At 73.3% G+C, this 22,330-nt stretch carries 22 protein-coding genes; 8 read left to right on the top strand and 14 right to left on the bottom strand.

What is annotated here, in order from left to right; translation table 11 throughout:
- Positions 1 to 110 precede the first annotated feature (110 nt).
- Positions 111 to 638 carry a hypothetical protein gene (locus AB0G50_RS14180; RefSeq protein WP_360107096.1) on the bottom strand — a complete coding sequence of 176 codons (528 nt, stop codon included), beginning with the start codon at positions 636 to 638 and terminating at the stop codon, positions 111 to 113.
- A 221-nt stretch (positions 639 to 859) separates the two neighbouring features.
- Between AB0G50_RS14180 and AB0G50_RS14175 the strand changes: the two genes are divergently transcribed.
- Complete coding sequence (locus tag AB0G50_RS14175) at positions 860 to 1,765, top strand: hypothetical protein (protein ID WP_360107093.1); 906 nt, start codon at positions 860 to 862, stop codon at positions 1,763 to 1,765.
- On the opposite strand, the gene AB0G50_RS14170 is transcribed toward AB0G50_RS14175, so the two are convergent.
- The 6 genes from AB0G50_RS14170 to AB0G50_RS14145 form a co-directional block, all read right to left on the bottom strand.
- Positions 1,710 to 2,210, bottom strand: a complete 501-nt coding sequence (locus tag AB0G50_RS14170; protein WP_360107090.1) for a helix-turn-helix domain-containing protein — start codon at positions 2,208 to 2,210, stop codon at positions 1,710 to 1,712. The two genes, AB0G50_RS14175 and AB0G50_RS14170, sit on opposite strands and share 56 nt — an antisense overlap.
- 39 nt (positions 2,211 to 2,249) lie before the next feature.
- Positions 2,250 to 3,011, bottom strand: coding sequence for a class F sortase (locus AB0G50_RS14165; RefSeq protein WP_360107087.1), 762 nt, complete (start codon positions 3,009 to 3,011; stop codon positions 2,250 to 2,252).
- 41 nt (positions 3,012 to 3,052) lie between these two features.
- Positions 3,053 to 3,847: a DUF4397 domain-containing protein gene (locus AB0G50_RS14160; RefSeq protein ID WP_360107084.1), complete on the bottom strand. Its 795-nt coding sequence runs from the start codon at positions 3,845 to 3,847 to the stop codon at positions 3,053 to 3,055.
- 11 nt (positions 3,848 to 3,858) lie between these two features.
- Positions 3,859 to 6,180: a hypothetical protein gene (locus AB0G50_RS14155; protein ID WP_360107081.1), complete on the bottom strand. Its 2,322-nt coding sequence runs from the start codon at positions 6,178 to 6,180 to the stop codon at positions 3,859 to 3,861.
- Between the two features lie 270 nt (positions 6,181 to 6,450).
- On the bottom strand, positions 6,451 to 7,596 hold the full coding sequence (locus tag AB0G50_RS14150) for a nucleotide disphospho-sugar-binding domain-containing protein (protein ID WP_360107078.1): 1,146 nt from the start codon (positions 7,594 to 7,596) through the stop codon (positions 6,451 to 6,453).
- Between the two features lie 54 nt (positions 7,597 to 7,650).
- Entirely contained in the window at positions 7,651 to 8,127 is a 477-nt protein-coding gene (locus AB0G50_RS14145; protein WP_360107076.1) for a MarR family transcriptional regulator, read from the bottom strand.
- A 74-nt stretch (positions 8,128 to 8,201) separates the two neighbouring features.
- Here AB0G50_RS14145 and AB0G50_RS14140 point away from each other — a divergent pair, with 74 nt between their 5' ends.
- Both AB0G50_RS14140 and AB0G50_RS14135 read left to right on the top strand, forming a co-directional pair.
- Positions 8,202 to 10,217, top strand: a complete 2,016-nt coding sequence (locus AB0G50_RS14140) for an MMPL family transporter (RefSeq protein WP_360107073.1) — start codon at positions 8,202 to 8,204, stop codon at positions 10,215 to 10,217.
- Between the two features lie 20 nt (positions 10,218 to 10,237).
- Positions 10,238 to 11,338: a VanZ family protein gene (locus AB0G50_RS14135; RefSeq protein WP_360107070.1), complete on the top strand. Its 1,101-nt coding sequence runs from the start codon at positions 10,238 to 10,240 to the stop codon at positions 11,336 to 11,338.
- Here the strand turns inward: AB0G50_RS14135 and AB0G50_RS14130 are convergent.
- From AB0G50_RS14130 to AB0G50_RS14120, 3 genes are read right to left on the bottom strand one after another with little or no spacing between them, the layout of a single operon-like run.
- Positions 11,308 to 12,123, bottom strand: a complete 816-nt coding sequence (locus AB0G50_RS14130) for an intradiol ring-cleavage dioxygenase (protein WP_360107067.1) — start codon at positions 12,121 to 12,123, stop codon at positions 11,308 to 11,310. The genes AB0G50_RS14135 and AB0G50_RS14130 overlap by 31 nt on opposite strands.
- A 44-nt stretch (positions 12,124 to 12,167) precedes the next feature.
- On the bottom strand, positions 12,168 to 13,340 hold the full coding sequence (locus AB0G50_RS14125; protein WP_360107064.1) for an NAD(P)/FAD-dependent oxidoreductase: 1,173 nt from the start codon (positions 13,338 to 13,340) through the stop codon (positions 12,168 to 12,170).
- Complete coding sequence (locus AB0G50_RS14120) at positions 13,337 to 13,912, bottom strand: PadR family transcriptional regulator (RefSeq protein WP_360107061.1); 576 nt, start codon at positions 13,910 to 13,912, stop codon at positions 13,337 to 13,339. The genes AB0G50_RS14125 and AB0G50_RS14120 overlap by 4 nt, the downstream gene beginning before the upstream one ends.
- Before the next feature lie 73 nt (positions 13,913 to 13,985).
- Here AB0G50_RS14120 and AB0G50_RS14115 point away from each other — a divergent pair, with 73 nt between their 5' ends.
- From AB0G50_RS14115 to AB0G50_RS14105, 3 genes are read left to right on the top strand one after another with little or no spacing between them, the layout of a single operon-like run.
- The gene (locus tag AB0G50_RS14115; RefSeq protein ID WP_360107058.1) at positions 13,986 to 14,456 is read left to right on the top strand and encodes a tetratricopeptide repeat protein; all 471 of its coding nucleotides are present in this window, start codon (positions 13,986 to 13,988) and stop codon (positions 14,454 to 14,456) included.
- Positions 14,457 to 14,503: 47 nt separating this feature from the next.
- Complete coding sequence (locus AB0G50_RS14110; RefSeq protein WP_360107056.1) at positions 14,504 to 15,673, top strand: DUF262 domain-containing protein; 1,170 nt, start codon at positions 14,504 to 14,506, stop codon at positions 15,671 to 15,673.
- Between the two features lie 59 nt (positions 15,674 to 15,732).
- On the top strand, positions 15,733 to 17,085 hold the full coding sequence (locus tag AB0G50_RS14105; protein ID WP_360107053.1) for an AAA family ATPase: 1,353 nt from the start codon (positions 15,733 to 15,735) through the stop codon (positions 17,083 to 17,085).
- Here the strand turns inward: AB0G50_RS14105 and AB0G50_RS14100 are convergent.
- Positions 17,082 to 17,723 (bottom strand): DUF4386 domain-containing protein, encoded by a 642-nt coding sequence (locus AB0G50_RS14100; RefSeq protein WP_360107050.1) that lies wholly within the window; start codon positions 17,721 to 17,723, stop codon positions 17,082 to 17,084. The two genes, AB0G50_RS14105 and AB0G50_RS14100, sit on opposite strands and share 4 nt — an antisense overlap.
- A gap of 71 nt (positions 17,724 to 17,794) precedes the next feature.
- On the opposite strand from AB0G50_RS14100, the gene AB0G50_RS14095 reads away from it, so the two are divergent.
- A complete protein-coding gene (locus AB0G50_RS14095; RefSeq protein WP_360107047.1) occupies positions 17,795 to 18,448 on the top strand; it encodes a TetR/AcrR family transcriptional regulator in 654 nt (217 codons plus the stop codon).
- 2 nt (positions 18,449 to 18,450) lie between these two features.
- Here the strand turns inward: AB0G50_RS14095 and AB0G50_RS14090 are convergent, their stop codons facing one another.
- Complete coding sequence (locus AB0G50_RS14090) at positions 18,451 to 19,110, bottom strand: extensin family protein (protein ID WP_360107044.1); 660 nt, start codon at positions 19,108 to 19,110, stop codon at positions 18,451 to 18,453.
- On the bottom strand, positions 19,107 to 19,934 hold the full coding sequence (locus tag AB0G50_RS14085; protein ID WP_360107041.1) for a hypothetical protein: 828 nt from the start codon (positions 19,932 to 19,934) through the stop codon (positions 19,107 to 19,109). Before AB0G50_RS14085 ends, AB0G50_RS14090 begins: the two co-directional genes overlap by 4 nt.
- Positions 19,935 to 20,264: 330 nt before the next feature.
- Between AB0G50_RS14085 and glyA the strand changes: the two genes are divergently transcribed.
- Entirely contained in the window at positions 20,265 to 21,521 is a 1,257-nt protein-coding gene (gene glyA, locus AB0G50_RS14080; protein ID WP_360107038.1) for a serine hydroxymethyltransferase, read from the top strand.
- Positions 21,522 to 21,569: 48 nt separating this feature from the next.
- Here glyA and AB0G50_RS14075 read toward each other — a convergent pair whose 3' ends face one another.
- Positions 21,570 to 22,310, bottom strand: coding sequence for a Clp protease N-terminal domain-containing protein (locus AB0G50_RS14075; RefSeq protein WP_360107036.1), 741 nt, complete (start codon positions 22,308 to 22,310; stop codon positions 21,570 to 21,572).
- Positions 22,311 to 22,330: the final 20 nt, after the last annotated feature.

The raw sequence follows: 22,330 nt of genomic DNA, 5'->3' as shown, positions 1-22,330 counted from the left end.
TTCGGGGGCCCGGTCTCGTTTGCTCTTACACCATCCCAGTCGGGGCGCGCTCCGGGCGGCCCGCGGGGGGGGGGGGCCCGCCCCCCCCCCCCCCGCTCCCGGTCAGGGGGTCACATCACGGACGTGATCTCCAGGGTGGCGGTTCCGGTGGCGACGGAGATGCCGCCGCCCAAGGGGGTGCAGTCCAGCAGGTTGAGCGCCGGACTGGTGAGGACGAGGACGGCGGTGTCGGTCGCGAACGTGCCGGAGCCGATCACGCCGATCTTGGTGACCACCCGGCTGCCGAGCAGCGTCGTGACGGTGCTGTTGTAGCCGAAGTTGCTGGTGGTCACGTTGCTCCAGCTGATGGTCTGGCTGTTGAACCCGCCGCCGCCGAGCGACAGGCAGCTCAGGTTCTCGTTCGTGGTCTTGACCGAGACGCCGGCGTTGATCGCCGGGGTGGTCGCGGAGACGCACGGGCTCAGGATCGTGGTCTCGGTGACGAGGGTGGCCCGGCTGTCCAGGGTGAGGGGCGGGGAGTAGGAGGTGGAGGTGGTGCCCACGCAGGTGATGTCCAACGGGGCAGCGCTGGCGGGGGAGACCAGCACCGTGATCGACGCCAGCAGGGCGACGAACGCGGCGACGAGGAGTTTTCGCATGGTGACAACTCATCGTGCGACGGCGTTCGGAGCAATCGGCCTCACCCCGTTGACCCGAGTGGACCACCCCAACACATCAAGGCGACCACTGACGGTCGGCGTCCGGCTCCGCGTAATGCGGCGTCGACGGGCACTTGATCCGACGATGGGGCCATTCCGAAATTGCCACCGCTGGTCGCACCATTGCCATTTCCGGTTGCGCCCACCGGGATTATTCAGTGGTGATCGAGGAAACCCCGACCGACGCGGTGCCGCGCAACGCCCGCTGCCTCGCCCCGCTGCCCACCGGTTGGCTCGCGCTGACCGCCGCCGGTCTGGTGGTGCTGCCCTCCGGCGCGCCGCTCGCGGTGGACCTGCCGGCCGAGGAGCCCGAGGACTTCGTCGGCCACCAGCGTGGCCCCGCCCTGCACACCTCGCCGGACGGCCGGTTCGCCGCCGTCGTCACCGACCACGGCCGGTACGGCGTCGTGGTGGACCTGGTGACCGGCGCGCGGGTGCTGGAACTGGACCGGGAGGAGGACGCCGACCACTTCACCACCCGCTACCCGCTCGCGTTCGCGGACGCCCGCACGCTCGTCGTGGGCACCTCGTGGAACCGGCTGGACGCCTTCGCGCTGCCCGAGGGCCGGCTGCTGACCGCGCGCGAGGTGCCCGAGGAGCACGACCTCGACTACTACCACGGCGCGCTGCTCCCGAACCCGTCCGGCACCCACGTGCTGGACGACGGCTGGGTGTGGCACCCGATCGGCGTGCCGACGGTGGTCGACGTGCGCGGCTGGCTCGGGGGCGACACCTTCGCCGCCGAGCACGGCCGGTGGTTGGGCACCGGCAACGACGACTGGAACGTGCCCATGGCGTGGTTGGACGACGACACGGTGGCGGTGCGCGAGGACCACGGGGTCGGCGTGTACCGGCACGGCGAGCCGGTCGCCGTGCTCGACGTGCCCGCCGGGCCGCTGTGGGGTCGTCACGGACTGCTGCACGTGGGCGCGGAGGGCGGGTTGGAGACCTGGGACGGCGGCACCAGGACCGGTGTCGTGGAGGGGTTCCGGCCGACCGCGTTCGCGCCGCTCACGGGAGCGTTCGCGGAGGTCGCGGGTGGGCTGTTGCGGACCTGGTCGGCCTGATCGGCTCGGCGGCGAGCAGCGAGGTGCGGGCGGTCAGCGCGACGGCCTGGAGCCGGGAGTGCACGCCGAGCTTGCCGAGCAGCGACTGGATGTGCGTGCGGACCGTGGTGGTCGACACGCCCATACCCTCGGCGATGGCGGAGGTGCCGAAACCCTGCGCGAGCAGCCGCAGGCACTGCCACTCGCGGCGGGTCAGGTGGGTGGCGAGGTGGTGCGCGTGCGCGTCCTCGGCGGTGTTCGCGCGGCGCAGCACGCGGGTCAGCTCGCGGTCGAGGTCGTCCAGCCGGGCCGCCGTGCTCGCGGGCAGGCCGGGGTCCGCCCGCAGTGCCGCCACCGCCTCGGACACCGAGTTCGCGTACCGGTCGAGGGCGTGCGCGATCGCCGCGTTGCGCAGGTCGTCACGCCGCCTGCCGACACCGCGCCGTCTGTCGCCCGCCGGTTCCATCGACCGGTGTTCGCACCGGGTGCCGGTGCCGGTTCGAGATCATTCCGGGACGGCCTCGACGATCACGTTGTCCCGGTAGCTGCGCGCCGCGGTGTCGAGCGTTCCGCCGCAGGTCACCAGGCGCAGCACGGGTGTGGGGACCGGTGCGTAGACCAGGTCGGTGGGGAACGCGGTCTTGGGCACGCGGGTGGTCGTGGCGACGGTGAACTTCGCGGTGCTGCCGTCCTCTCGGTCCACCAGCACCTCGTCGCCGGGGCCGAGGTCGCCGAGGCGGAAGAACACGGCGGGTCCGGCGTGCGAGTCGACGTGACCCGCGAGCAGGGCCGGACCGACGTCGCCGGGCGCGGAGCCCTTGGTGAACCAGCCGGTCACGTCCGGGCCCTCGGGTGGCACGAGCACGCCGGTGGCGTCGACGCCGATGTCCACGATCGCGCTGTCGACGCCGATCGCGGGGATGCGCACCCTGGTGGGTCGGGCGACGGCGGCGGTCGGCGCGGGGATGTTGGACCAGCTGGGCAGCACCTCGCCGGTGGCGGTGCCCGCGACGACGGCCGGGTTGGGCACGAACGAGGTCACCGCGACCACGACCGCCGCGCCGACCGCGAGCCACCGCCACGGGTGCGCCGGCCCGTGCCGCTTCGGCGGTGGTGCGGGGCTTCGCGGTGCCGGTGCCGAAGCGCGCGTCGCGGCCTCGGAGATGGCGTCGGTGGTCGGGTTGGGCGGCACCCGACCCGACTCGGGCGTCGGGACGCTCGGCGTCGCGCGGACGGCCGGGTCGTGGGGTGTGCGGTGCGCCGGCACGGCTCCGGTGTGCGGGGCCTCCGGTGCCCGGTGGCGCGGGGTCACGCGGGTCTGCGGCGCAGGGCGAGGACGAGGGCTCCGCCCGCCGCCGCGGCGAGTGCGAGCAGGGCCGGTGACCACGTCCACGCCGCGCCGCCGTAGCCCGTTTCGATGCCGCCGGTGGGGACGACGGCCGCGCCCTTGGCGTCCTGCCTGGCCTCGGCGCTGAGCACGCCGTCGTGTTCGAGCACCAGCACGCTGTAGACCGATCCGGCCTCCAGGGTCACCGGCAGGTCGGTCAGCGCGCCCTGGGTGGAGGTCAGGCGCAGCACCGTCCGACCCGCCGCCACCAGCCGGTAGTCGCCCGCCACGCCGAACGCGGCCTTCTCCACCAGCGGCGCGCCGTCCCGCTTCACGGTCAACCCGCCCGCGAGCGGCGCGGCGTTGACCACCCGGACACGGGCTTGGTTCGCGGGCGGCAGGGTGATGTCGTCGGCCAGCACGTCCAGCGCCAGGTTCGCGTACTTGCCGAGCCCCGCGACCGTGTAGGCGCGGCCGGTTTCGCCGTCGAGGGTGGCCGAGATGACCGGCGCGCTCGCCGGGTCCGCGCCGGCCGGCCGCATCGCCACGGTGTAGGTGCCGGACTCGATGCGCTGGTAGCCGGACAGCGCGCCGTACGCGACGCCCTTGATCGTCACCGACCAGTCGGGCCGGGCGAACGAGGTGACCGTGACGTCGACCGGAGGGGTGTCGGGGGAGAGATGGGCCAGCCGCAGGTAGCAGTCGGACGCGGCCTGGGCGGGCGGCGCCACGAGCAGCGCCAGCAGCGCGCACGCGAGCAGGGCGGTGGAGCGCATCGGACTGCCTCTCACTTGGTGGTCCCGGTCAGGGCGGGCAGGCGCCACCCGACCGCGACGCCGTCGGGTGTGGTCCGCACGTCGTCGGGCGCGAACGGTGGTTGTTGGGCGCGCAGCCACTCGGCCAGTGCGGCACTGTCCGATGTGGACAGTGTGAGCACCCGGTCGGGCAGGGCGGACGTGCTCTCGTGCGCGGGCTTGCCGGTCGAGGTCAGCACCACGTCGTGCTCGCGGCACAACCCGGCCAGCACCGCCATCGCCCGCAGGTCGACCCGCCCGCCGCGCAACGCCTCGCGCACCTCGTCGCTCGCGTGCAGCCGGGTGTTGTCGGCGAGCTGAGCACCGGCCCGCGCCCGGCTCGCCGGGTCCAGGTACGGGTTCGCGGCGTCGGGCAGCACGACGGCGACATCGCCGAACCGGGCCAGCTCGACGCCCTCGGGCACGGCCGAGGTGAGCACGAGGTCGCCGGGCGCGTCGGTCGCGGCGCGCACCGGGACGCCGTCGCGCCGCAGGTCCGACCACAACCCGGCGGGCGCGACGAGCGTGGCGTCCTCGGGCAGGTTCGCCCTCGCCCACGCGGCGATGGCGCGGTGGTCGGGACCGGGTCGGCCCACCGGCGGGACGACCACGCCGAGCGCCGCGACGCCCAGCGCGAGCACGGCCACCCCGACCCGGGCCCGCGGTCGGCGGTCCAGGAGGTGGTCGAGCAGCACCGCCACCAGCCCGGCGGTGACCAGGACGAGCGGCGCGCCACCGGTCAGCGCCCCGACCACGACGACCGGGACGACGGGCCGCAACCACGGCACCGCCACCGCGCCCGCCGCCGCGAGCAGCGCCGGTACCGCCAGGACCGACGGCGGTTCGGCCGGCCACGCGGCGGCGACGGCGGCCAGGGTGGGCAGGACCGCGATCGGACCGAGGACGGCGGCCCGGCGCGCGGTCGCGAGCAGGGCCGTGGCGATCAGCACGAGGGCGACGGTCAGGGCGCCGCGCGCGGTCGGGCCGCCGGCGGGCCAGGCCGTGAGCAGCGCGGCGACGGCGGTGGTCAGGGCGACCAGCCCGAGCACGGCGTTGCGCCGTGCCACGGCGGCCAACCCGGCGGCCGCGGTCAGGGACAGCCACATCCCGACCAGGGGTCCCGGGCCGATCGGGGCCAGGGCGGTCACGGCGGGTCCGCCGAGCGCGGTCGCCGCGATCACCAGCGCGGTCACCCACGGGCGGACGCGGAGCAGGGCGGTCACCGCGGCCAGGGCGAGCAGGGTCACCACGAGGGCCGCGGCGGACAGCTCGCGGGCGGCGGTCAGCGTCGAGTCGTGCCGGGCGAAGGCGTCGGTGAGCGAGGTGTAGGCGCGCAGCTGCCACGCGGTGACGTCGGGGGCGAGCCCGGCGTAGGCGGCGTCGACCAGGGCCGGCTCGGTCGGGGTCGGCGGGACGGACGCGGTGGCGGTGCGCCAGACCAGGGCCGCCGCCGCGAGCGGGTACAGCAGCCAGGTCCGGGGCAGCGGCGTCGGCGGCGCCCCGCGCCACGAGCGCAGGAACGTCCAGGACTCGGCGACCCGGCGCAGCGGGAAGAGCAGCGCCGCCGGCGTCACCCGACCCACGACCAGGGTGACCAGGTAGTCCGGCAGCACGACGACGGCCACCGCCACCAGCGCGGCCCGCGGGTCGAGCACCGCCAGCCCGGCGACCACGACCGGCCACACCACCATCAGGACCGCCGCGACGACCCGGCCGACCGCGTAGCCCGTCGCCACGCGATCACCGCGCAGCCGGCCGCCGCGGAACTCGCGCCAGAACCACGCCGGGTCGTGCGCGCGGTCGGCGGTGACCACCGACCGGGTGCTGAACGCGCCCGGCGAGTCGAGGCCGTCGGGGTGACCGAGCGCCGCGGACCGGGACAACCGCGCGATCGGTGGCGCCCCTCGAGCCACCGAGAGCGACGGGTGCCGGGTCCGCAGGCGTTCCGTCACCGCGACGGCACGTGCGGGGAGGGAGCCGGGCACGACCACGTGCGGGTCGACGGACTCCGCGGCGTCGAGCAGCGGGCGGGCGTGGTCGAGGAAGGCCGGGTCGATCCGCACGCCGGCGTCGACCACCAGCACGAACGGGAACCGCTCCGCGAGCCGGAACGCGCGCAACCCGGCGTCCACGGCGGCGGCCCGGTCGAGGTCCGCGAGGGTTTCGACCACCCGCGCGCCGGCCGCGCGCGCCCGGTCCAGGTCGCGACCGACCACGAACACCTGGTCGACCGGCACGACGGAGGGCAGCTCGCCGACCTCCCGGTCGTGGGCGAGCACCAGCACGGCGACGTCGTGCGCCCACCCCTGTTCCACGCGTGCACTGTGCGCGAAAGTCACCCGGATGTACTCATGCAGATGCACGAGTTCGGTGAGGGCCTGACCACGTGCGCGACCTGGTCGCACCGTCGCGATCACGGCGGCGGCGGGTCGAGCCCGGGCGGTCGGGTCGCGCGGTGGCGTGCGGTCGGGACGCCGGTGGTGTGTGCGCGGTCGGCCGGCAGGCGCCGTCACGCGCGCGGTCCCGCCGGGAACGCCCGGCGGGACCGGAGGAGTTCGCCCCAGTGAAGCCCCAGTGCGGTGTGGCTAGATCAGGTCGGGCAGCGCGCGCGCCACGTCGGCCGGCGCGGGCAGGCTCGTGATCTCGGCGGCGATGAGGCGTGCCGCGTCCCGGATCACGGTGTCGGCGAGCAGGGCGCCCGCGCGGTCGGCGACCGTCTCGGCGGTGACGGCCTCGCCCAGCAGCCGGTCGCCGAGCCCGCCGGCGGTGACGTGCTCGGCGTTGTTGAACTGGTCCGCGCCCTGCGGCACGATCAGCTGCGGCACGCCCGCCGAGAACGCGCCCAGGGTGGTGCCGCTGCCGCCGTGGTGCACCACGAGGTCGGTGTAGGGCAGCAGGTCGGCCTGCGGCACCCACTGGCGCACCTCGACGCCCGCCGGGAGCGCGCCGAGCGACGCCGGGTCGACCGTCGGCCCGGAGGCCACGAGCACCCGCGCGTCCAGGCGCGCCAAGCCCTCGATCGCGGTGCGCAGCACGCCCTCCGCGGCGAACGCGGTGCCCAGCGTCAGGTAGACCAGCGGCCGGTCGTGCGCGACCACCCAGTCCGGCAGCTCGCCCGGCTCGGCGAACGGCACCGGCCGCAGCGGCACCCGGCGCACGTCGCTCGCCAGGAACTCCTTGTCCTGGAACGACGGCGGGCACACGTCGACGTAGGTGTTGCCCAGCAGCATGGCGTGGTCCGGCTCGACGCCGAGGCCGATCTCGGCGGCCAGCGCCGTGACGTTGTCCTGCCACAGCGACTCGGCGACGTCCGGGCTCCACATCCGGCCGAAGCCGTGGCTCAGCGCGGGCACGCCCGCGAGCTCGGCGGCGAACCCCGCGCCCAGGTTGGCGATGCCGCGCACCACCAGGTCGGGCTTCCAGTCGGCGAGGATCGGGCGCAGGTCGTCGATGAACCTGCGGGGGATGATCGACCCGAAGACCCGCGCGATGACGTCGTGCGGGACCTCCTTGGGCTCGAGGGTGTCCGGGTTGCCCTGGAGGTCGAGGAACGCCTGGCGGATGCCGATGCCGCCCTGCGCGAACGCGATGTCGTGCTGCTCGAAGATCGGCGCGAACTGGCGGTCCGTGACGAACAGGACCTCGTGGCCCTGCTGCCGGGCCGCGATCGCGAGCGGGAGTGTCGGGTAGAGGTGGCCGTGTGCGGCCAGGCTCGAGAAGAGGATTCTCACCACCTCGATCATAGGCAGATTTCGCTGCCCGCCAACGGGTTCATCTCCCGTTGATCACGTTTGTCCCCCTGGTGTGTCGTGGTTCACGTCCGGGCGGGCGGACACCGTCGCGGCGATGCTGGCGGTCAGGAAGCGGGCCACGACGGCCTTCTCCGCGTCGCTGAAACCGGCCCACGCGGCGGTGAAGGCGGTGTCGAGCGGCCCGAAGAACCGCGCGCCCAGCGCCTTGGCCTTCTCCGGCACGAGCAGCTCGATCCGCCGCCGGTCGTGCGCGCTGCGGGACCGCTCGACGTGGCCGGACGCCTCCAGCCGGTCGAGCACGGACGTGGTGGCCGACGCGGACAGGTGCATGGCCTCGGCGAGCCTGCTCGGGGACATCGGCAGGCCGCTCCACCGGGCGTCCATGATCAGCGCGAGCGCGTTGAGGTCGGTGCGGTGCATGCCCTGCGCCTCGCCGAACAGCTCCGCGAACCGGTCGGTTTCCACCGTGAGCTGCCGCAACAGCCGTACCAGCGTCGAGTTGTCGACCACGAGCCCTCCCGTTAGCCTTTCGACGGTCGAACTATCAGATCGTCGAACAACGTATCCCCGGAGGACATTCTCCCGTGAACGGCACGCCGTCCCGAACCCGCTGGCTGCTGCCGGCGCTGATCGCCGTGGCCTGGCTCGCCCTCGGTGGCGTCGCCGGGCCGTACGCGGGCAAGTTGTCCCAGGTCTCGGTCAACGACAACACCGCGTTCCTGCCCTCCTCCGCCGAGGCGACCGAGGTCGCCGAGCGGGTGCGCGCGTTCGACACCACCCGCAGCCTGCCCGCCATCGTGGTCGCCGAGCGCGAGTCCGGCCTCACCGAGGACGACCTGACCTACCTGGGCAACCGGCCCTACCCGGGCCAGGCGTCGCCGGTGATCCCCTCGCAGCAGGACAAGCAGGGCGCGCAGGTGGTCGTCGCGGTGGACGCCTCGGACCCGGCCGACGGGGTGCAGAAGGTGCGCGCCGCGCTGTCCGACGTGCCCGCCGGGTTGACCGTGCTGGTCGGCGGACCGGCCGCGCAGGTCGCGGACCTCAAGGAGGCGTTCGGCGGCATCGACGGCATCCTGCTGCTGGTGGCGGGCGCGGTGGTGGCGTTGATCCTGGTGCTGGTCTACCGGAGCCCGCTGCTGCCGTTCGTGGTGCTGCTGTCCGGCGTGTTCGCGCTGAGCCTCGCGAGTTTCGTGGTGTACCTGTTGGCGGACAACGACGTGCTGGACCTCAACGGGCAGAGCCAGGGCATCCTGTTCATCCTGGTGTTCGGCGCCGCCACGGACTACGCGCTGCTGCTGGTGTCCCGGTTCCGCGAGGAGTTGCGCGACACGGGCGACCGCTACGTGGCGATGCGCACCGCCTACCGGGCCACGATCGAGCCGATCGCGGCCTCCGCCGGCACCGTCGTGCTCGGCGTGCTGTGCCTGCTGTTCAGCGACCTGAACTCGAACAAGGGCCTCGGCCCGGTGGCCGCGATCGGCATCGGCGCGGCGTTCGTGGCGTCGGTGACGTTCCTGCCCGCCGTGCTGGTGCTGCTGGGCCGGTCCGCGTTCTGGCCGCTGCGGCCCAAGCTCGGTTCGCCGCACCCCGAGGCCAGTGGCGTGTGGGCGCGGATCTCCGGCGTGATCTCCCGCAAGCCGCGCGCCACGTGGGTGCTCACCACGCTGGTGCTGCTGGTCGGGGTGGCGTTCGTGCCGCAGCTCAAGGCGTCGGGCACCGCGCAGTCCGACGTGTTCCTCACCGAGGTGGACTCGGTGCAGGCGCAGGAGGTGCTGTCCCGGCACTTCCCGGGCGGTTCCGGCGCGCCGACGGTCGTGCTCGCGCGGGCCGACAAGGCGGACGCGGTGGTGGCGGCGTCCCGGGTCGACGGGGTGGCCGACGCCAAGGCGGGCAAGGTGGTCGACGGCACGGTCAAGATCGACGTGACGCTGAAGGACGCGGCCGACTCCGAGGCGGCGGTGTCCACTGTGGAGCGACTGCGGGACGCGGTGCGCGCGGTGCCGGACGCGGACGCCAAGGTCGGCGGGCCGACCGCCACCCAGCTCGACACCCAGCGCACCTCCGAGCGGGACCGGCTGGTGATCATCCCGATCGTGCTGGTGGTGATCTTCCTGGTGCTGGCGCTGCTGCTGCGTTCGCTGCTCGCGCCGTTGCTGCTGATCGCGACCGTGGTGCTGTCGTTCGGCGCGACCATGGGCGTGTCGGCGCTGGTGTTCAACCACGTGTTCGACTTCCCCGGCGCGGACCCGGTGGTGCCGCTGTTCGGCTTCGTGTTCCTGGTGGCGCTGGGCATCGACTACAACATCTTCCTGATGACCCGGGTCCGCGAGGAGGCCGCGGAGCTGGGCACCCGGAAGGGAGTCCTGCGTGGACTGACGATCACCGGCGGGGTGATCACGTCGGCCGGCGTGGTGCTCGCGGCGACGTTCTCCGCGCTGGCCGTGCTGCCGATCCTGTTCCTCGCGCAGATCGCGTTCATCGTGGCGTTCGGCGTGCTGCTGGACACGCTCGTGGTGCGGTCGCTGCTGGTGCCCGCGCTGGGCGTGGACGTGGGTCGGCGGATCTGGTGGCCGTCGAGGTTGGCGCGCGGCGAGGACTGATCGGACTTACCCTCGGCCGCGTGTCGGTGCGGTTGAGCGAGTCGGTCATCGCCGTGGTGCTGTTCGCCCTGCTCGTGCCGGTGGCGGTGCTGCCCTGGATCCACTGGCAGTACCGCCGCTTCGGCCGGCTCCGGGGCTGGACGGCGTTCGTCGCCGCGGCGGGCGCGCTGTACGGGTGCGGGGTGGTCGCGTTCACCCTGTTCCCCCTGCCCACCGTCACGGCGGACTTCTGCACCGGGCGTCGGCTGTCGTCGTACTGGCAGCTGACGCCCTTCGCGTCGCTGGACGACATCGCGGGCGCCGGCTGGTCGCTCACCGGCCCGGAGTTCCTCCAGGTCGCGCTCAACGTGGTGTTGTTCCTGCCACTGGGTTTCCTGCTGCGCTACCGGTTCGGCCGCGGCTTCTGGGTGTCCACCGTGGTCGGTCTGCTGGTGTCGCTGCTGGTGGAGGTGACCCAGGGGACGGCGGTGTTCGGGCTGTACCCGTGCCCGTACCGGCTGGCCGACGTGGACGACCTGATGACCAACACGGCGGGCGCGGCGCTGGGCTGGGTGCTCGCCTGGGCGTTCGACCGGGCGCTGCCCTCCGCGCTGCCCGCGCGGGTGCCCGACCTGGACCCGCCGGGGTTGGCGCGGCGCGGGTTGGCGTTCGCGGCCGACCTGCTGACGTTCACCCTGGCGCAGTTCTCCTGCCTGGCCGTGCTGGCGCTGACCGGGCACGCCACGGGGCGCAGCGGGTTGACCGACATCGCGCTGAACCGGTGGTTCGGCGCGGCGTTCGGGCTGCTGGTGGTCGTGGTCTGCACGCTGGTGGTGCCGCTGTGCCGGTCCGACCGGGCGACACCCGGTCAGCTGGTGTTCTTCCTGGCCCTGTCCGACGCCCGGACCGGTGGTCAGGTGGCGGGCGAGGCCGTGGTGCGGCGGTTCCTCGGGTGGTGGCTTCCGGTGTTCCTGCTGATCTCGTGGGACGACGCGGGCTGGGTGTGGCCGGTGGCGCTGGTGGTCGGGATCGCGGCGCGGCTGCGGGCGGACCGGCGCAGCGTGCTGGGCCTGCTGTCGGGCACCCGCACCGTGACCCGCGCCGCGCTGCGTCACACCGGGACCGACAGGGTCGCGGTGTAGCCCGCGGTCACGTCGCCGGTCACGGTCGCCAGTTGGTGCTCGGCGCCGTCGTCGCCGAAGACCATGTCCTTGGTCAGCGAGGTCTGGCTGAGGTTGCGCACGCTCTGCATGTACCCGGTGGTGCCGTAGACGGTCTTGCAGATGTCCTCGGGTAGCGCGAGCTGGGACGTGGTGATCTTCGTTCCCGCCTTGGTCGCCTCCGCCAGGCTCGGGTAGACCTCGAAGTGGATGTGCGGCCAGCGCCCGGAGTACGCCGCGGGGAAGACGCTGGTGAACGTGACGGCGCCGGCCGCGTCCGCCTCCTGCACCCCGCGCAGGTAGTTCTCGCCGGTGATCCCCTTGCCGTACAAGGAGTACTCGCCGTTGATGTCGCAGTGCCACAGGTACACCGCCGCGCCCGCGTACGGCTCGCAGCCCGAGCTCGAGCTCTGGATCGCGAGCTTGATCGTGAGCGGCACGCCCTCGGCCGTGGTGGTACTGGAGCCGAAACTGGACCGGATGTCGCCGCGCACGATGCCGCTCTGGGTCAGCACGTTCGGGCCGTTGGAGCCGTCGCCCGGGTACGGTCCGGCGGTTTCCTGGGGTATCACGTCGTCGCACGTGGCGGCGGTGCTCGTGGCGCCGGTGGCGGCGCTCGTGGTGGTGGGGTTCGACGCGGTCGGGGTGGAGCCCGTGCCGCAGGCGGCCAGCGAGGCGAGGCCCGCGCCGCCGAGGAGGATCAGCGCCCGCCTGCGGTTCAGCGTGGCGAGGTCGAAGGCGAGGCCGCGGTCGTGGATGGCTGTCATGGCACCACCTTCGCCTGGGACCCTGTGAGCCGCCTGTCGGCCGGCTATGCGTGGGCCAGGGATTCACCCCACTCGATCCGGTGGTCGAACTGCCAGGTGAACTTCTCCGCCTTCACGAACCGCATCCCGATCGGCATCAGCAGGTCGCGCAGCACCCGGGCGACCGGACCCGCGGCCTTGTCGCTGTTGGTGCGCGCGGCCTGCGCGATGATCCGCTCGACCCGGGCCCGGCGCAGGCCCTCGTAGGCGGCGAACGCCCGGTCGTGCGGCAGGTCGCGCAGGCAGCGGGCGAGCTGGACGGCGCTCTCGACCGCCAGCGACGCGCCCTGGCCCGAGCTGGGCGACGTGGCGTGCGCGGCGTCGCCGATCAGCACCACCCGACCCCGGCTCCACCGCGGCACGGACGGCAGGTCCTCCAGCGCGCCGGTCACCACCAGGTCGGCCGGGTCGGTGCGGGCGATCATCCGGGTCGCGGGCGTGCGGTCGGCGGCGAACACCTCTTCCAGCCGGCGCAACCACTCCTCGGGTCCGGTGCCCCTGGCCTCGGTGGTGGACAAGGGGGTTCGGCTCGGCAGGTTGGCGAACCAGCCGGCCTCGCCGTCGTCGTGCACCTGGTAGCCGAAGAACGCCCGCTTGCCGAACACCAGCCGCATCGCGCCGTTCGTGGACGGCTCGTCGGTGTGCCCGAGCCGGGCGCCGAAGCCGAGCAGGCCCGCGTACCGGGGTTTCGGCGCGTCCGGGTCGATCAGCCCGCGCACGGTCGACCGGATGCCGTCCGCGCCGACGAGGACGTCGGAGTCCACAGTGGACCCGTCGGCGAACTCGGCGCGCACGCCGTCGGCGAACTCGGTCGCGGTGGTGAACTCCGCGCCGTGCCGGATCTCCACGCCGCGGCGCTCGGCCTCGTGCCGCAGCGCGCGGTGCAGGTCTTCGCGCCACACCAGCAGTTGCGGGGGCTCGCTGCCGAAGGCGCCCAGGGTTTTCCCGGTCCAGCTCTGGAGTTCCATGCTCCTCATGGGGGTGCCGACGGCGCGGACCGCGTCGCCGAGCCCCAGCACGTCCAGCGCCTGGAGCCCGTTGGGCGCGATGCTCAACGCGCCGCCCGTGCCGCCCTGGCCGGTGTGCCGCTCGTGCACGGTCGCCTCGACGCCCGCCTTGCGCAGGGCGACCGCGGCCACCGGTCCGCCGATGCCGCCGCCGATGATCGTCGCTCTCATGACCCCTCCTCGTGGAAGCCCGCCCACAGCGGGCGCCAGTCCCCGATCCGCTCCAGGAAGCCGGCCACGAACCGCGCCTCGGCGTCGATCATGGCCAGCCGGTACTCCTCCTCGACCAGGAAGAGCGGGTGCACGTCGGTCCCGTCGAGCAGGGCCTTCGTCTCCGCGCGCTGTGCCTCGAGCCCGCGCAGCCGGTCGTGCAGCAGCACCACCACCTCGTCCGGGTGCAGCGCGCCGATGAACGACAGCGCCGCCACGAACTGCGGGAACTCGTGCCGCGGCACGGCGACCAGGTCGCGCATCCAGTCCTTCAGCTCGGCCCGCCCGGCGTCGGTCAGCGCGTACACCGTCCGCTCCGGCCGCTGCCCGTCGCGCGAGGTCTCGTGCTCGGCGATGAACCCGGCTTTGGCGAGCTGCCCGACGACCATGTAGAGCGAGCCGTGGGTGAACTTGATGCTGCGGTCGTCACCGTGGTCGCGCAGGGCCTTGCTCAGCTCGTAGGGGTGCATGGGCTGCCGCACGAGGTACCCGAGCACGGCCAGTCCGAGCAGGTTCCCGACCTTCCGCTTCACCCGCTTCTCCTTTAGTCAGTCCTGACTATCTACCCTCGACTAGTCAGTGTCAACTATATGCTTGGCTGGGGGCATGACCGACTGGGAACCGCGGGTGGCACGGGTGTGGGCGCTGCTGGACGTACTGCCGGAGGCCGAGTTCCGGGCCCGCGTGGCGGATTTGGACCTCCCGCCGGCCGTGGCGGCGTTCGAGCGCGCCGCGGCGTTCGACTCGACGGGCCGCTCCGACCTGGCCGTGCCGCTGTACCGGGAGGCCCTGGCCCTGGGCGTGCCGGGCGAACGACGGCGGCGGGCGGTGGTGCAGCTGGCCAGTTCGCTGCGCAACCTGGGCGAGGTCGCGGAGAGCGTCGCCCTGCTGACCGCGGAACTCGCCGAACCCTCGGACCACCTGGACGACGCGGTCCGCGCCTTCCTGGCCCTGGCACTCGTGGACGCGGGCCGAGAACGTGAGGCGGCCTCGCTGGCCCTGGCCGCGTTGGCACCGCACTTGCCGCGCTACCAACGTTCCCTGGCGCACTACGCCCGCGCCCTGGTCGAGAGCTGACCGCCGGCTGTCGGTAGGGTGTGCGCCGTTCAGACGGGGAGGCGCGCGTGCGGTTCGAGCCCAAAGACCCGGACATCGCCACGATCGTCCGCCGGATCGACCAGTCCATCTACGATCTCCAGCCCGACTTCCAGCGGGGCGAGGTCTGGCCGATGGGCAAGAAGCAGCGGCTCATCGACAGCATCCTGCGCAACTGGCACGTGCCGCCGATCCACCTCGTGGCCACCGACGGCGGCACCTACGACGTGCTCGACGGCCAGCAGCGGCTCATCGCGATCCGGGACTTCGTCAACGGCCGGTTCGCGGTCGACGGCCGGATCGAGCCGCTGGACGACGTCCTGTCGGAGATCCACGGCATGCGCTACGGCGAGCTGCCCGTCAAGATCCGGAACCGGTTCGACAACTTCTCGATCCGGGTCTTCCAGCTGGACGACTACGAGCCGCAGGAGCCCTACGAGCTGTTCTTCCGGCTGAACCAACCCACCGTCCTGACCGAGGCGGAGAAGCGGAACGCGTTCATCGGCGGGCCGCGCAACCAGGTCAAGAAGCTGGTGGAGTGGGCCGCCGGCGAGGGCATGAACGCCGCCCGCCTCGGCTTCTCCAACGCCCGGATGAGCTACGACGACCTGATCGCCCGGTTCCTGATCACCCTGGACCAGGGCACGCTGCTGGAGAAGGTCACCGCCGCCAAGATCACCAACCGGTACCGCGACAACACCCCGTTCGCCGACCGGGTGATCGAGATGGCCCAGGTGGCGTTGGCGGAGCTGCTGAAGCTCCCCGTGCTCGACGAGTCGGTCCGGCGGGTCAAGCCGAACAAGGCGACCGTGCACACCTGGCTGTGCATGATCGCCAAGGCGCACCGGCACGGTCTGCTGGACGATCGGCGGGCGGCGCTGGTGGGCACCATCGAGTCCTTCGAGCTGCGCAGGCTCAGGCAGGCCGAACCCTCGGACCAGGACCGCCCCGACGCGTGGTTGATCCCGATCTTCAACGACCGCGCCACCTCCCGGGTCGCGGACATCTCGTCGGTGATGCTGCGCGACCTGACGGCCTGGATGGCGTTCCACATCCGGTCCGGGGGCACCGTCGAGGCGGGCTTCCTGGCGAGCCTTCCCGCCGCCTGGAAGGCCAGGTCGCTGCCCTCCGGCGCGGGCGACTCCGCGCTCAACGCCTGGGGCGTGCTCAACCAGTGGGGCGGTGACGGGTGGTTCTGAGGTCGGCCCAGCGGCGGAAGAACCTGGGGAGGCTGACCAGTCGGACCTATCCCCTCACGGTGACCTCGGCGCGCCTGTCCAACGGGTCCACGACCTACGAGGTGCCGTTCGCGCCCGGGTTGACGGTCGTGTCCGGCGGCAACGGCGCGGGCAAGACCGGGTTGCTGGAGACGATCGCGAAGTGCCTGTCCGGTCGCGACCCGGTCGCGCGGCTGCCCCACTGGCTCACCTCCGCCGAGATCTCCGGCACGCACGGGGACGAGCCGTGGACCGCGTCCTACGACGTGGCGACCGGGAGCAGGGCCGGTCGCTGTCCGGTGCCCGTCGAGTACATCGACGCCTCCGCCGAGACCGACCGGCTGCTGTCCCAGGTGCGCCAGGACGACAACCACCTGGACCTGATCGAGGGGCTCGACCCGGTGTACTTCGACCGCGACCAGGTCGAGCTGCTCGGGTACGTGCTGCGCCGCGGGTACGAGGAGGTGCGGGTGTTCGAGGTGACGTCGTTCAGCGACGACGAGACGCCGATCCCGTACTTCCAGGTCGTGTCCAAGGGCAAGTCCTACGACCTGCTCGAGATGGGCCGCGGCGAGCTGGCCGCGGCGTACCTGCTCTGGCGGCTCGGCGCCGTCGACAAGGGGTCGCTGGTCCTGGTCGAGGAGCCGGAGAGCCACCTCGCGTCCTTCTCCCAGGACATGCTCGCCGAGGCGATGATCGGGACGGTGGTCGAGCGCGGTCTCACCCTGGTGGTCTCGAGCCACTCGCCGGGTTTCGTGCGGTTGCTGCGGCAGGGGAGCGTCGTGCTCGTCGCCGCGTCGCCGGCACCGTCGTTCCGGTCGCCGGGACCGGTCGAGGTGGCCACCCACCTCGGGTTGCGGCCGTCGCGGGACGCGGTGCTGCTCACCGAGGACCGGGTGGCCGAGTTCGTGCTGCGGGAGGTGCTGGCCCGGACGGCACCGGACCTCCTCCACCGGGTGAGCACCCGGTTCGCGCCCGACGGTGAGTCGGCGGTCGTGCGCTCGGTGGCCCAGTTCGGCCGGTCGGTCGACGCGGACGGGTTCGTGGTCCTCGGGGTGCTCGACGGCGACCGACGCGAGGCCGGCCCCGGCCACGGTTACCTGCCCGGTGCGCAGGCGCCGGAACTCGTGCTGCGCGGCGTGGTCGACCAGTGGCGACAGGGCCGGTTCCCGGAGTGGGAGCCGACCCTGGCCGGTGGTCCGGAGCGGTTCGGGATGCTGCTCGAGGAGTGCGACGGGTTGGATCACCACGACTGGCTCGCCGAGCTGGGGAAGCGGTGTGGTGGTGACGGCCGGGTGGTGGGCGAGCTGGTGCCGTTGTGCCTGCGCGATCCCGTGCTCGCGGGACACGCGGACGAACTCGTGGAGTGGATCCGGGGTCGGCTCCGCCGCTAGGCGGGCACCGCGACCCGGGCGCCGACCCGGCCGCGCACCACGAGGACGGCCAGCCAGAGCAGCCACAGGCTCCAGGCCACGTAGCCCGCGAAGTTGACCTTCGACGCCCACTCGACGCCGATGGCCACGCCGGTGGCGATGCCGGCCGCGGCGAGGTAGGCCAGGGCCGTGTTCAGGAGGCCCGGGCGCAGGGCGCGGACGGTCAGCACGGTCCACGCGGCGGTCAGGAGGTAGCCGCCGATCTCGCCGATCCCGTTGCCCAGCACGGTGTTCAGCACGGTGAACGTGTGCACGTCGGCCGGGTCGGCCGGGTCCAGCGACGGTACCAGCAGGGGCCAGCGGAGCAGCCCGATCACCTGGACCACCGCGGCCGCCACGCCGGTCAGGGCGGCGGCTCTCGCGCCGCCCGCCAGGCGGGAGGTCAGCAGGGCGGCCGGTGCCAGGAGGGCGGCGCTGAGGGCGAGCAGGGCGAACTGCCACGCGACGGCCGGGTTCTCGTGGAAGCGGCGCAGGACGTCGGTCGGGTCCTGTGCCAGCACGGCCGGGTAGTCGAAGGAGGTTCCCAACAGGGTGAACGCCGTGTTCACCGCCACGACGGCGGTCACGAGCACGGCTGCGGTGGTGTGGCGGAGGGTCATCGCGAGGCCCCATCTCTGTACGGTGTACAGAGAGTTTGGACGCTGTACAGTGATCGTGTCAAGGAGGATCTGTGGGCAAACCTGGGCCGAAGCGGACGCTGTCCGGGGACGTGATCGTCACCGCGGCGCTGGCACTGCTGGACGAGCGCGGCGCCGAGGCGGTGTCCGTGCGGGGGATCGCGGCACGCGTGGGCGTCGCGCCGAACGCGATCTACACCTACTTCCCGGACAAGGCGGCCGTGCTGCGCGCGATCGTGGACCGGCTGATCGGCGAGCAGGGGCTCGAGGTGCTCGCCGGCGACCGGCCGTGGCGCGAGCGAATCGTGGCCGTCGCGCTCGGGTTGCGGGAGAACCTGCTGCGGCACCCCGGCGCGGCGGTGCTGATGATGAGCGCGCCGATGGACGGGCCGCGCGCGCTGGAACTGGGGGAGCGGCTGCTGGACGTGCTGGCCGAGGCCGGGCTGCCGCCGGACGACGCGGCCCGCGCCTCGTACGCGCTGATCGTGCACGTGCTCGGCTCGATCGCGCTGGAGGCGGCCGAGGTCGACCCGACCAAACCCGCGCCGCCCGAGGCGGAACGGGTCGCGGCACGGCGGCTCGCGTTCGCCGCCGTGCCGGCCGAGGTGTTCCCGCGCAGCGCCGCGGCCGCCGACGTGATGGCGGCCTACGTGTCCGAGGAGCAGTTCCGGTGGAGCCTGGGTCGACTGCTCGGGGGCCTCGCCTAGCGTCAGAACGCCTGGTTCGCGAAACCCTTGCGCGCGGCGGCGGACAGGAACGACTGGTACGCCGCCGTGGTCGTGTGCGGGTCGCCGGTCACGCCGAGCTTCGCCTTCGCCGCGTCGAACGCGGTCGTCGTCTTCGGGCCCCAGATCCCGTCCACGGCCAGCCCCGAGGACTGGAAGTCGTTGCACAGCGACTGCACGAACTTGGTGTCGGCCTCGGACGAGGTCAGGCAGCGCACCGGCAACCCGCCGAAGTCCGAGTGGATGTGGTCGGCGTGGTCGGCGTTGTACCAGCCGTCCAGCACGTACCGGAACCGCCGCCGGCACACCGCGTCCACGGCCAGGTAACGCCGTCGCACGGCCAGGTCCGTCGACGCGTGGTGGTGGTCCAGCGGTGACGAGACGGTGCCGCCCGACCACCGCACGTGGTCCAGGTCCATCGCGGTGCCCTCGCCGTGCTGACCGGTCTTGTTGACGTAGAACCCGGCCGACACCAGGTAGGTGATCGTGCCGTAGCCCGCCGACAACGACCGCAGGTCCCGGATCCAGGGCACCAGCACGTCGTAGAACGCCTGCGTGGCCTGCCAGTTGCGGGTCGACGTGTCACCGCGCGTCGAGCGCCAGTAGTAGACGGGCGTGCCGTCGATCGCGCTGAACGTGATCACCGGGAGACCTCCGTCGTGACCAGGCGGCCGTCGGCCAGCCAACCGAACCGGTCGCCCGCGGTGCCGGACGCCTTGGCGGAGAAGGGAACCGGCGCGGCCGTCGGCGCCGAGCCGAGCAAGCCGGTGAGCGGCGCGGAGCCGGCCAGTTCGTTGCCGATCCACCGCACGCCCGCCGGGGTGTGGACCAGCGCGCGCACCGCGACGCCGTCGACCCGGGAGTGGGCGGACCAGGTGACGCCGTCGCGCGAGGAGTGCAGCACCGTGCCGGAAACCCCGACGGCGGCGGCGATCCAGCCCTCCGGGGTCGAGGCGAGCGCGGTGGCCGACCACCCGTCGGTCCACTCGGGACCGCGCGCCGGCACGGTCGTCCAGCCGGCCGCGGAACGGCGGGCCGCGATCCGGGTCACGGGCGCTTTCTCGTGCGCCAGCACGGATCCGAGCGCCAACCCCGGTCCGACGGCGGTGAACGCCGACCGCACGCCGTGCAACCGGCGGACCTCGCGCCAGGCCAGGCCGTCGGTCGACTCCCAGATCACCGCGACGGGCTCGTCGCCGAGCGAGCCGACGGCGATCGCGGTCGTGCCGGAGACCGTGGCGTCCACGACGTCCGCGCCGGTCAGCCCGGTGGTCGGGAGGGTCGCGCCGGACGGGTCGACGAGCACCCACGAACCTCCTTGCCGGGCAAGGGCTCGCGGGGTGTCGCCGGTGGTGGCCGGACCCGCGACGCGGTCGACGGGTGTGGCGGCGGAGGCGGTGGTGGCCGCTGTGCTGACCAGGGCCGCGGTGGCGGCCGTGCCGAGTACGAACGTTCGCCGATCGAGCACGTCAGTCCTTTCGGGGGCAGGGGAATCGCTGACGTTGCGCATGGCCGGTGGGAACATTTCCCACGCAGGGTAGCGAACCGGTCACCCGGCGGGGCAAGGGTTTCCACCGGGTGTTCACCGGAGGTCGGTACGGCACCGAAGGCCGGCCGGGGGTCGGCCCTCCCGGTGACCGGTGCCACGACGGCTGGTCCGGGGCCGATCGGGACGGTTAAGCTCGCCGCGTTCGCGACTGGCGTGCCGAGGGTGGGACCGACCACCGGGGAGCGTTCCGCCGACGGGCACCGCGCGCCTGGGTGCCGCGGCAGCGCTTCCGCGCGCGTGGAGGTCGTCGTGCACGAACCCGCCATCACCCACCTCACCGGCGCCGATCCCGAGGTCGCCGCGCTGGTGCAGGCCGAGGCCGGGCGCCAGTTCGACAAGATCCGGCTCATCGCCTCCGAGAACTACGTGTCCGCCGCGGTGCTGGAGGCCACCGGCTCGGTGCTGACCAACAAGTACTCCGAGGGTTACGCGGGCCGCCGCTACTACGAGGGCCAGCAGGTGGTCGACCAGGTCGAGACGCTGGCCGTCGACCGGGCGAAGCGGCTCTTCGGGGTCGACCACGCCAACGTGCAGCCGTACTCCGGCTCGCCCGCGAACCTGGCCGCCTACCTGGCGTTCCTGGACCCGGGCGACAAGGTGATGGGCATGGCCCTGCCCGCGGGCGGCCACCTGACGCACGGCTGGCCGGTGTCCGCGACCGGGAAGTGGTTCCGCGGCGTGCAGTACGGCGTGCGCAAGGACACCGGCCGGGTCGACCTGGACGAGGTGCGCGACCTCGCCCTGGTGGAACGGCCGAAGGTGATCTTCTGCGGTGGCACGGCAATCCCGCGCGCCATCGACTTCCCGGCGTTCGCGGCGATCGCCCGCGAGGTCGACGCGGTGCTGGTGGCCGACGTCGCGCACATCGCGGGCCTGATCGCGGGCGGCGCGCACCCGTCGCCGGTCGGCCACGCGCCGGTGATCACCACGACCACGCACAAGACGTTGCGCGGTCCGCGCGGCGCGATGATCCTCACCGACGCCGAGCACGCGAAGGCGATCGACAAGGCGGTGTTCCCGGGGTTGCAGGGCGGCCCGCACAACCACACCACGGCCGCGATCGCGGTGGCGCTGGGCGAGGCGCTGCGGCCGGAGTTCTCGACCTACGCGCACGCCGTGGTGGCCAACGCGCGGGCGCTCGCGGCGGCGTTGGCGGAACGCGGTTTCGACCTGGTGTCCGGCGGCACGGACAACCACCTGATCCTGATCGACCTGACCTCGAAGCTGGTCGCGGGCAAGCCGGCCGCGAAGGCGCTGGACCGCGCGGGCGTCGAGCTGAACTACAACACGGTGCCCTTCGACCCGCGCAAGCCCTTCGACCCGTCGGGCGTGCGCCTGGGCACGGCCGCGATCACCACCCGCGGCCTGGGCGTCGAGCAGATGCCGCGGGTGGCCGAGTGGATCGACCGCGCGGTGGCGAACGTGGGCGACGAGGCCGCGCTCGACCGCGTCGCGGCCGAGGTGCGCGAACTGCTCGCCGGTTACCCGATGCCGGGCTGGGCCTAGGGAAACGCGGTCGGGCGGCATTGTCCGACAGTGCCGCCCGACCGCGGGCTAGCCGACGGCCGGCTGGGCGTGGCGCAGCAGGTCGGCCAGCCGGGTCACGTCGCGCAGGAACGTCTCGTGGCGCAGTTCGACCCGGTTGTCGTGCGGCGGGCCGACGGGTGGTGGCGCGCCGTCGACCAGGACCGGGATCGTGGTCGCCGAGGTTTCCGCCGGCGGTGCGCCCTCCGGGCTGACCACCAGCAGTTGCACGTCGCTCTCCCGCACGTCCTCCACCACCGCGCCGCCCAGGTGCCGGTCGAGCGCGTCGCCGATCCGGCCCGCGAGGTGGCGGTCCTCGTGCCGGTAGCGCAGGAACACCCGGACCGCGGGCCGGGGCTGCGGCACCACGAAACCGGCCAGCACGGCCAGCACGCGCTCGCGCACGTCCTCGCCCCGCACGCCGCACCGGGCCAGCACGTCCAGCGCGCCGCCGTCGGTCAACCCCAGCAGGCCGAGCAGCAGGTGTTCGGTCGCGACGTGGTCGTGCCCGAACTCCAACGCCTGCCGCACCGCGAGCTCCAGCGACTTCTTGGCGCGCGGCGTGAACGGCAGGTGCCCGCCGCCCGCGCCCCGGCCGCGCCCGACCACCGCCACCGCGTGCCGGGCGCACCGCTCGGCGGTGAGGCCGAACGACGTCAGCACCCGCGCCGCGGTGCCGGTGGACTGCCTCAGCAGACCGAGCAGCAGGTGCTCGGTCCCGATGTGGTCGTGCGCCAACCGGTGCGCCTCGTCCTTCGCGTGCACCGACACCGCACGCGCGCCTTCCGTGA

The sequence above is a fragment of the Actinosynnema sp. NPDC020468 genome, from assembly GCF_040642015.1.
Classification (GTDB): domain Bacteria; phylum Actinomycetota; class Actinomycetes; order Mycobacteriales; family Pseudonocardiaceae; genus Actinosynnema.
The sequence above is the reverse complement of the archived record's forward strand: the minus strand, read 5'-3'. Positions and strand labels throughout refer to the sequence as shown.

Excerpts from the sequence above, each read along its gene's own strand:
- AB0G50_RS14115 (WP_360107058.1), top strand. The coding sequence starts at position 13,986 with ATGACCGACTGGGAACCGCGGGTGGCACGGGTGTGGGCGCTGCTGGAC.
- AB0G50_RS14170 (WP_360107090.1), bottom strand. The coding sequence starts at position 2,210 with ATGGAACCGGCGGGCGACAGACGGCGCGGTGTCGGCAGGCGGCGTGAC.
- AB0G50_RS14160 (WP_360107084.1), bottom strand. The coding sequence starts at position 3,847 with ATGCGCTCCACCGCCCTGCTCGCGTGCGCGCTGCTGGCGCTGCTCGTG.
- AB0G50_RS14180 (WP_360107096.1), bottom strand. The coding sequence starts at position 638 with ATGCGAAAACTCCTCGTCGCCGCGTTCGTCGCCCTGCTGGCGTCGATC.
- AB0G50_RS14100 (WP_360107050.1), bottom strand. The coding sequence starts at position 17,723 with ATGACCCTCCGCCACACCACCGCAGCCGTGCTCGTGACCGCCGTCGTG.
- AB0G50_RS14130 (WP_360107067.1), bottom strand. The coding sequence starts at position 12,123 with ATGACAGCCATCCACGACCGCGGCCTCGCCTTCGACCTCGCCACGCTG.
- AB0G50_RS14125 (WP_360107064.1), bottom strand. The coding sequence starts at position 13,340 with ATGAGAGCGACGATCATCGGCGGCGGCATCGGCGGACCGGTGGCCGCG.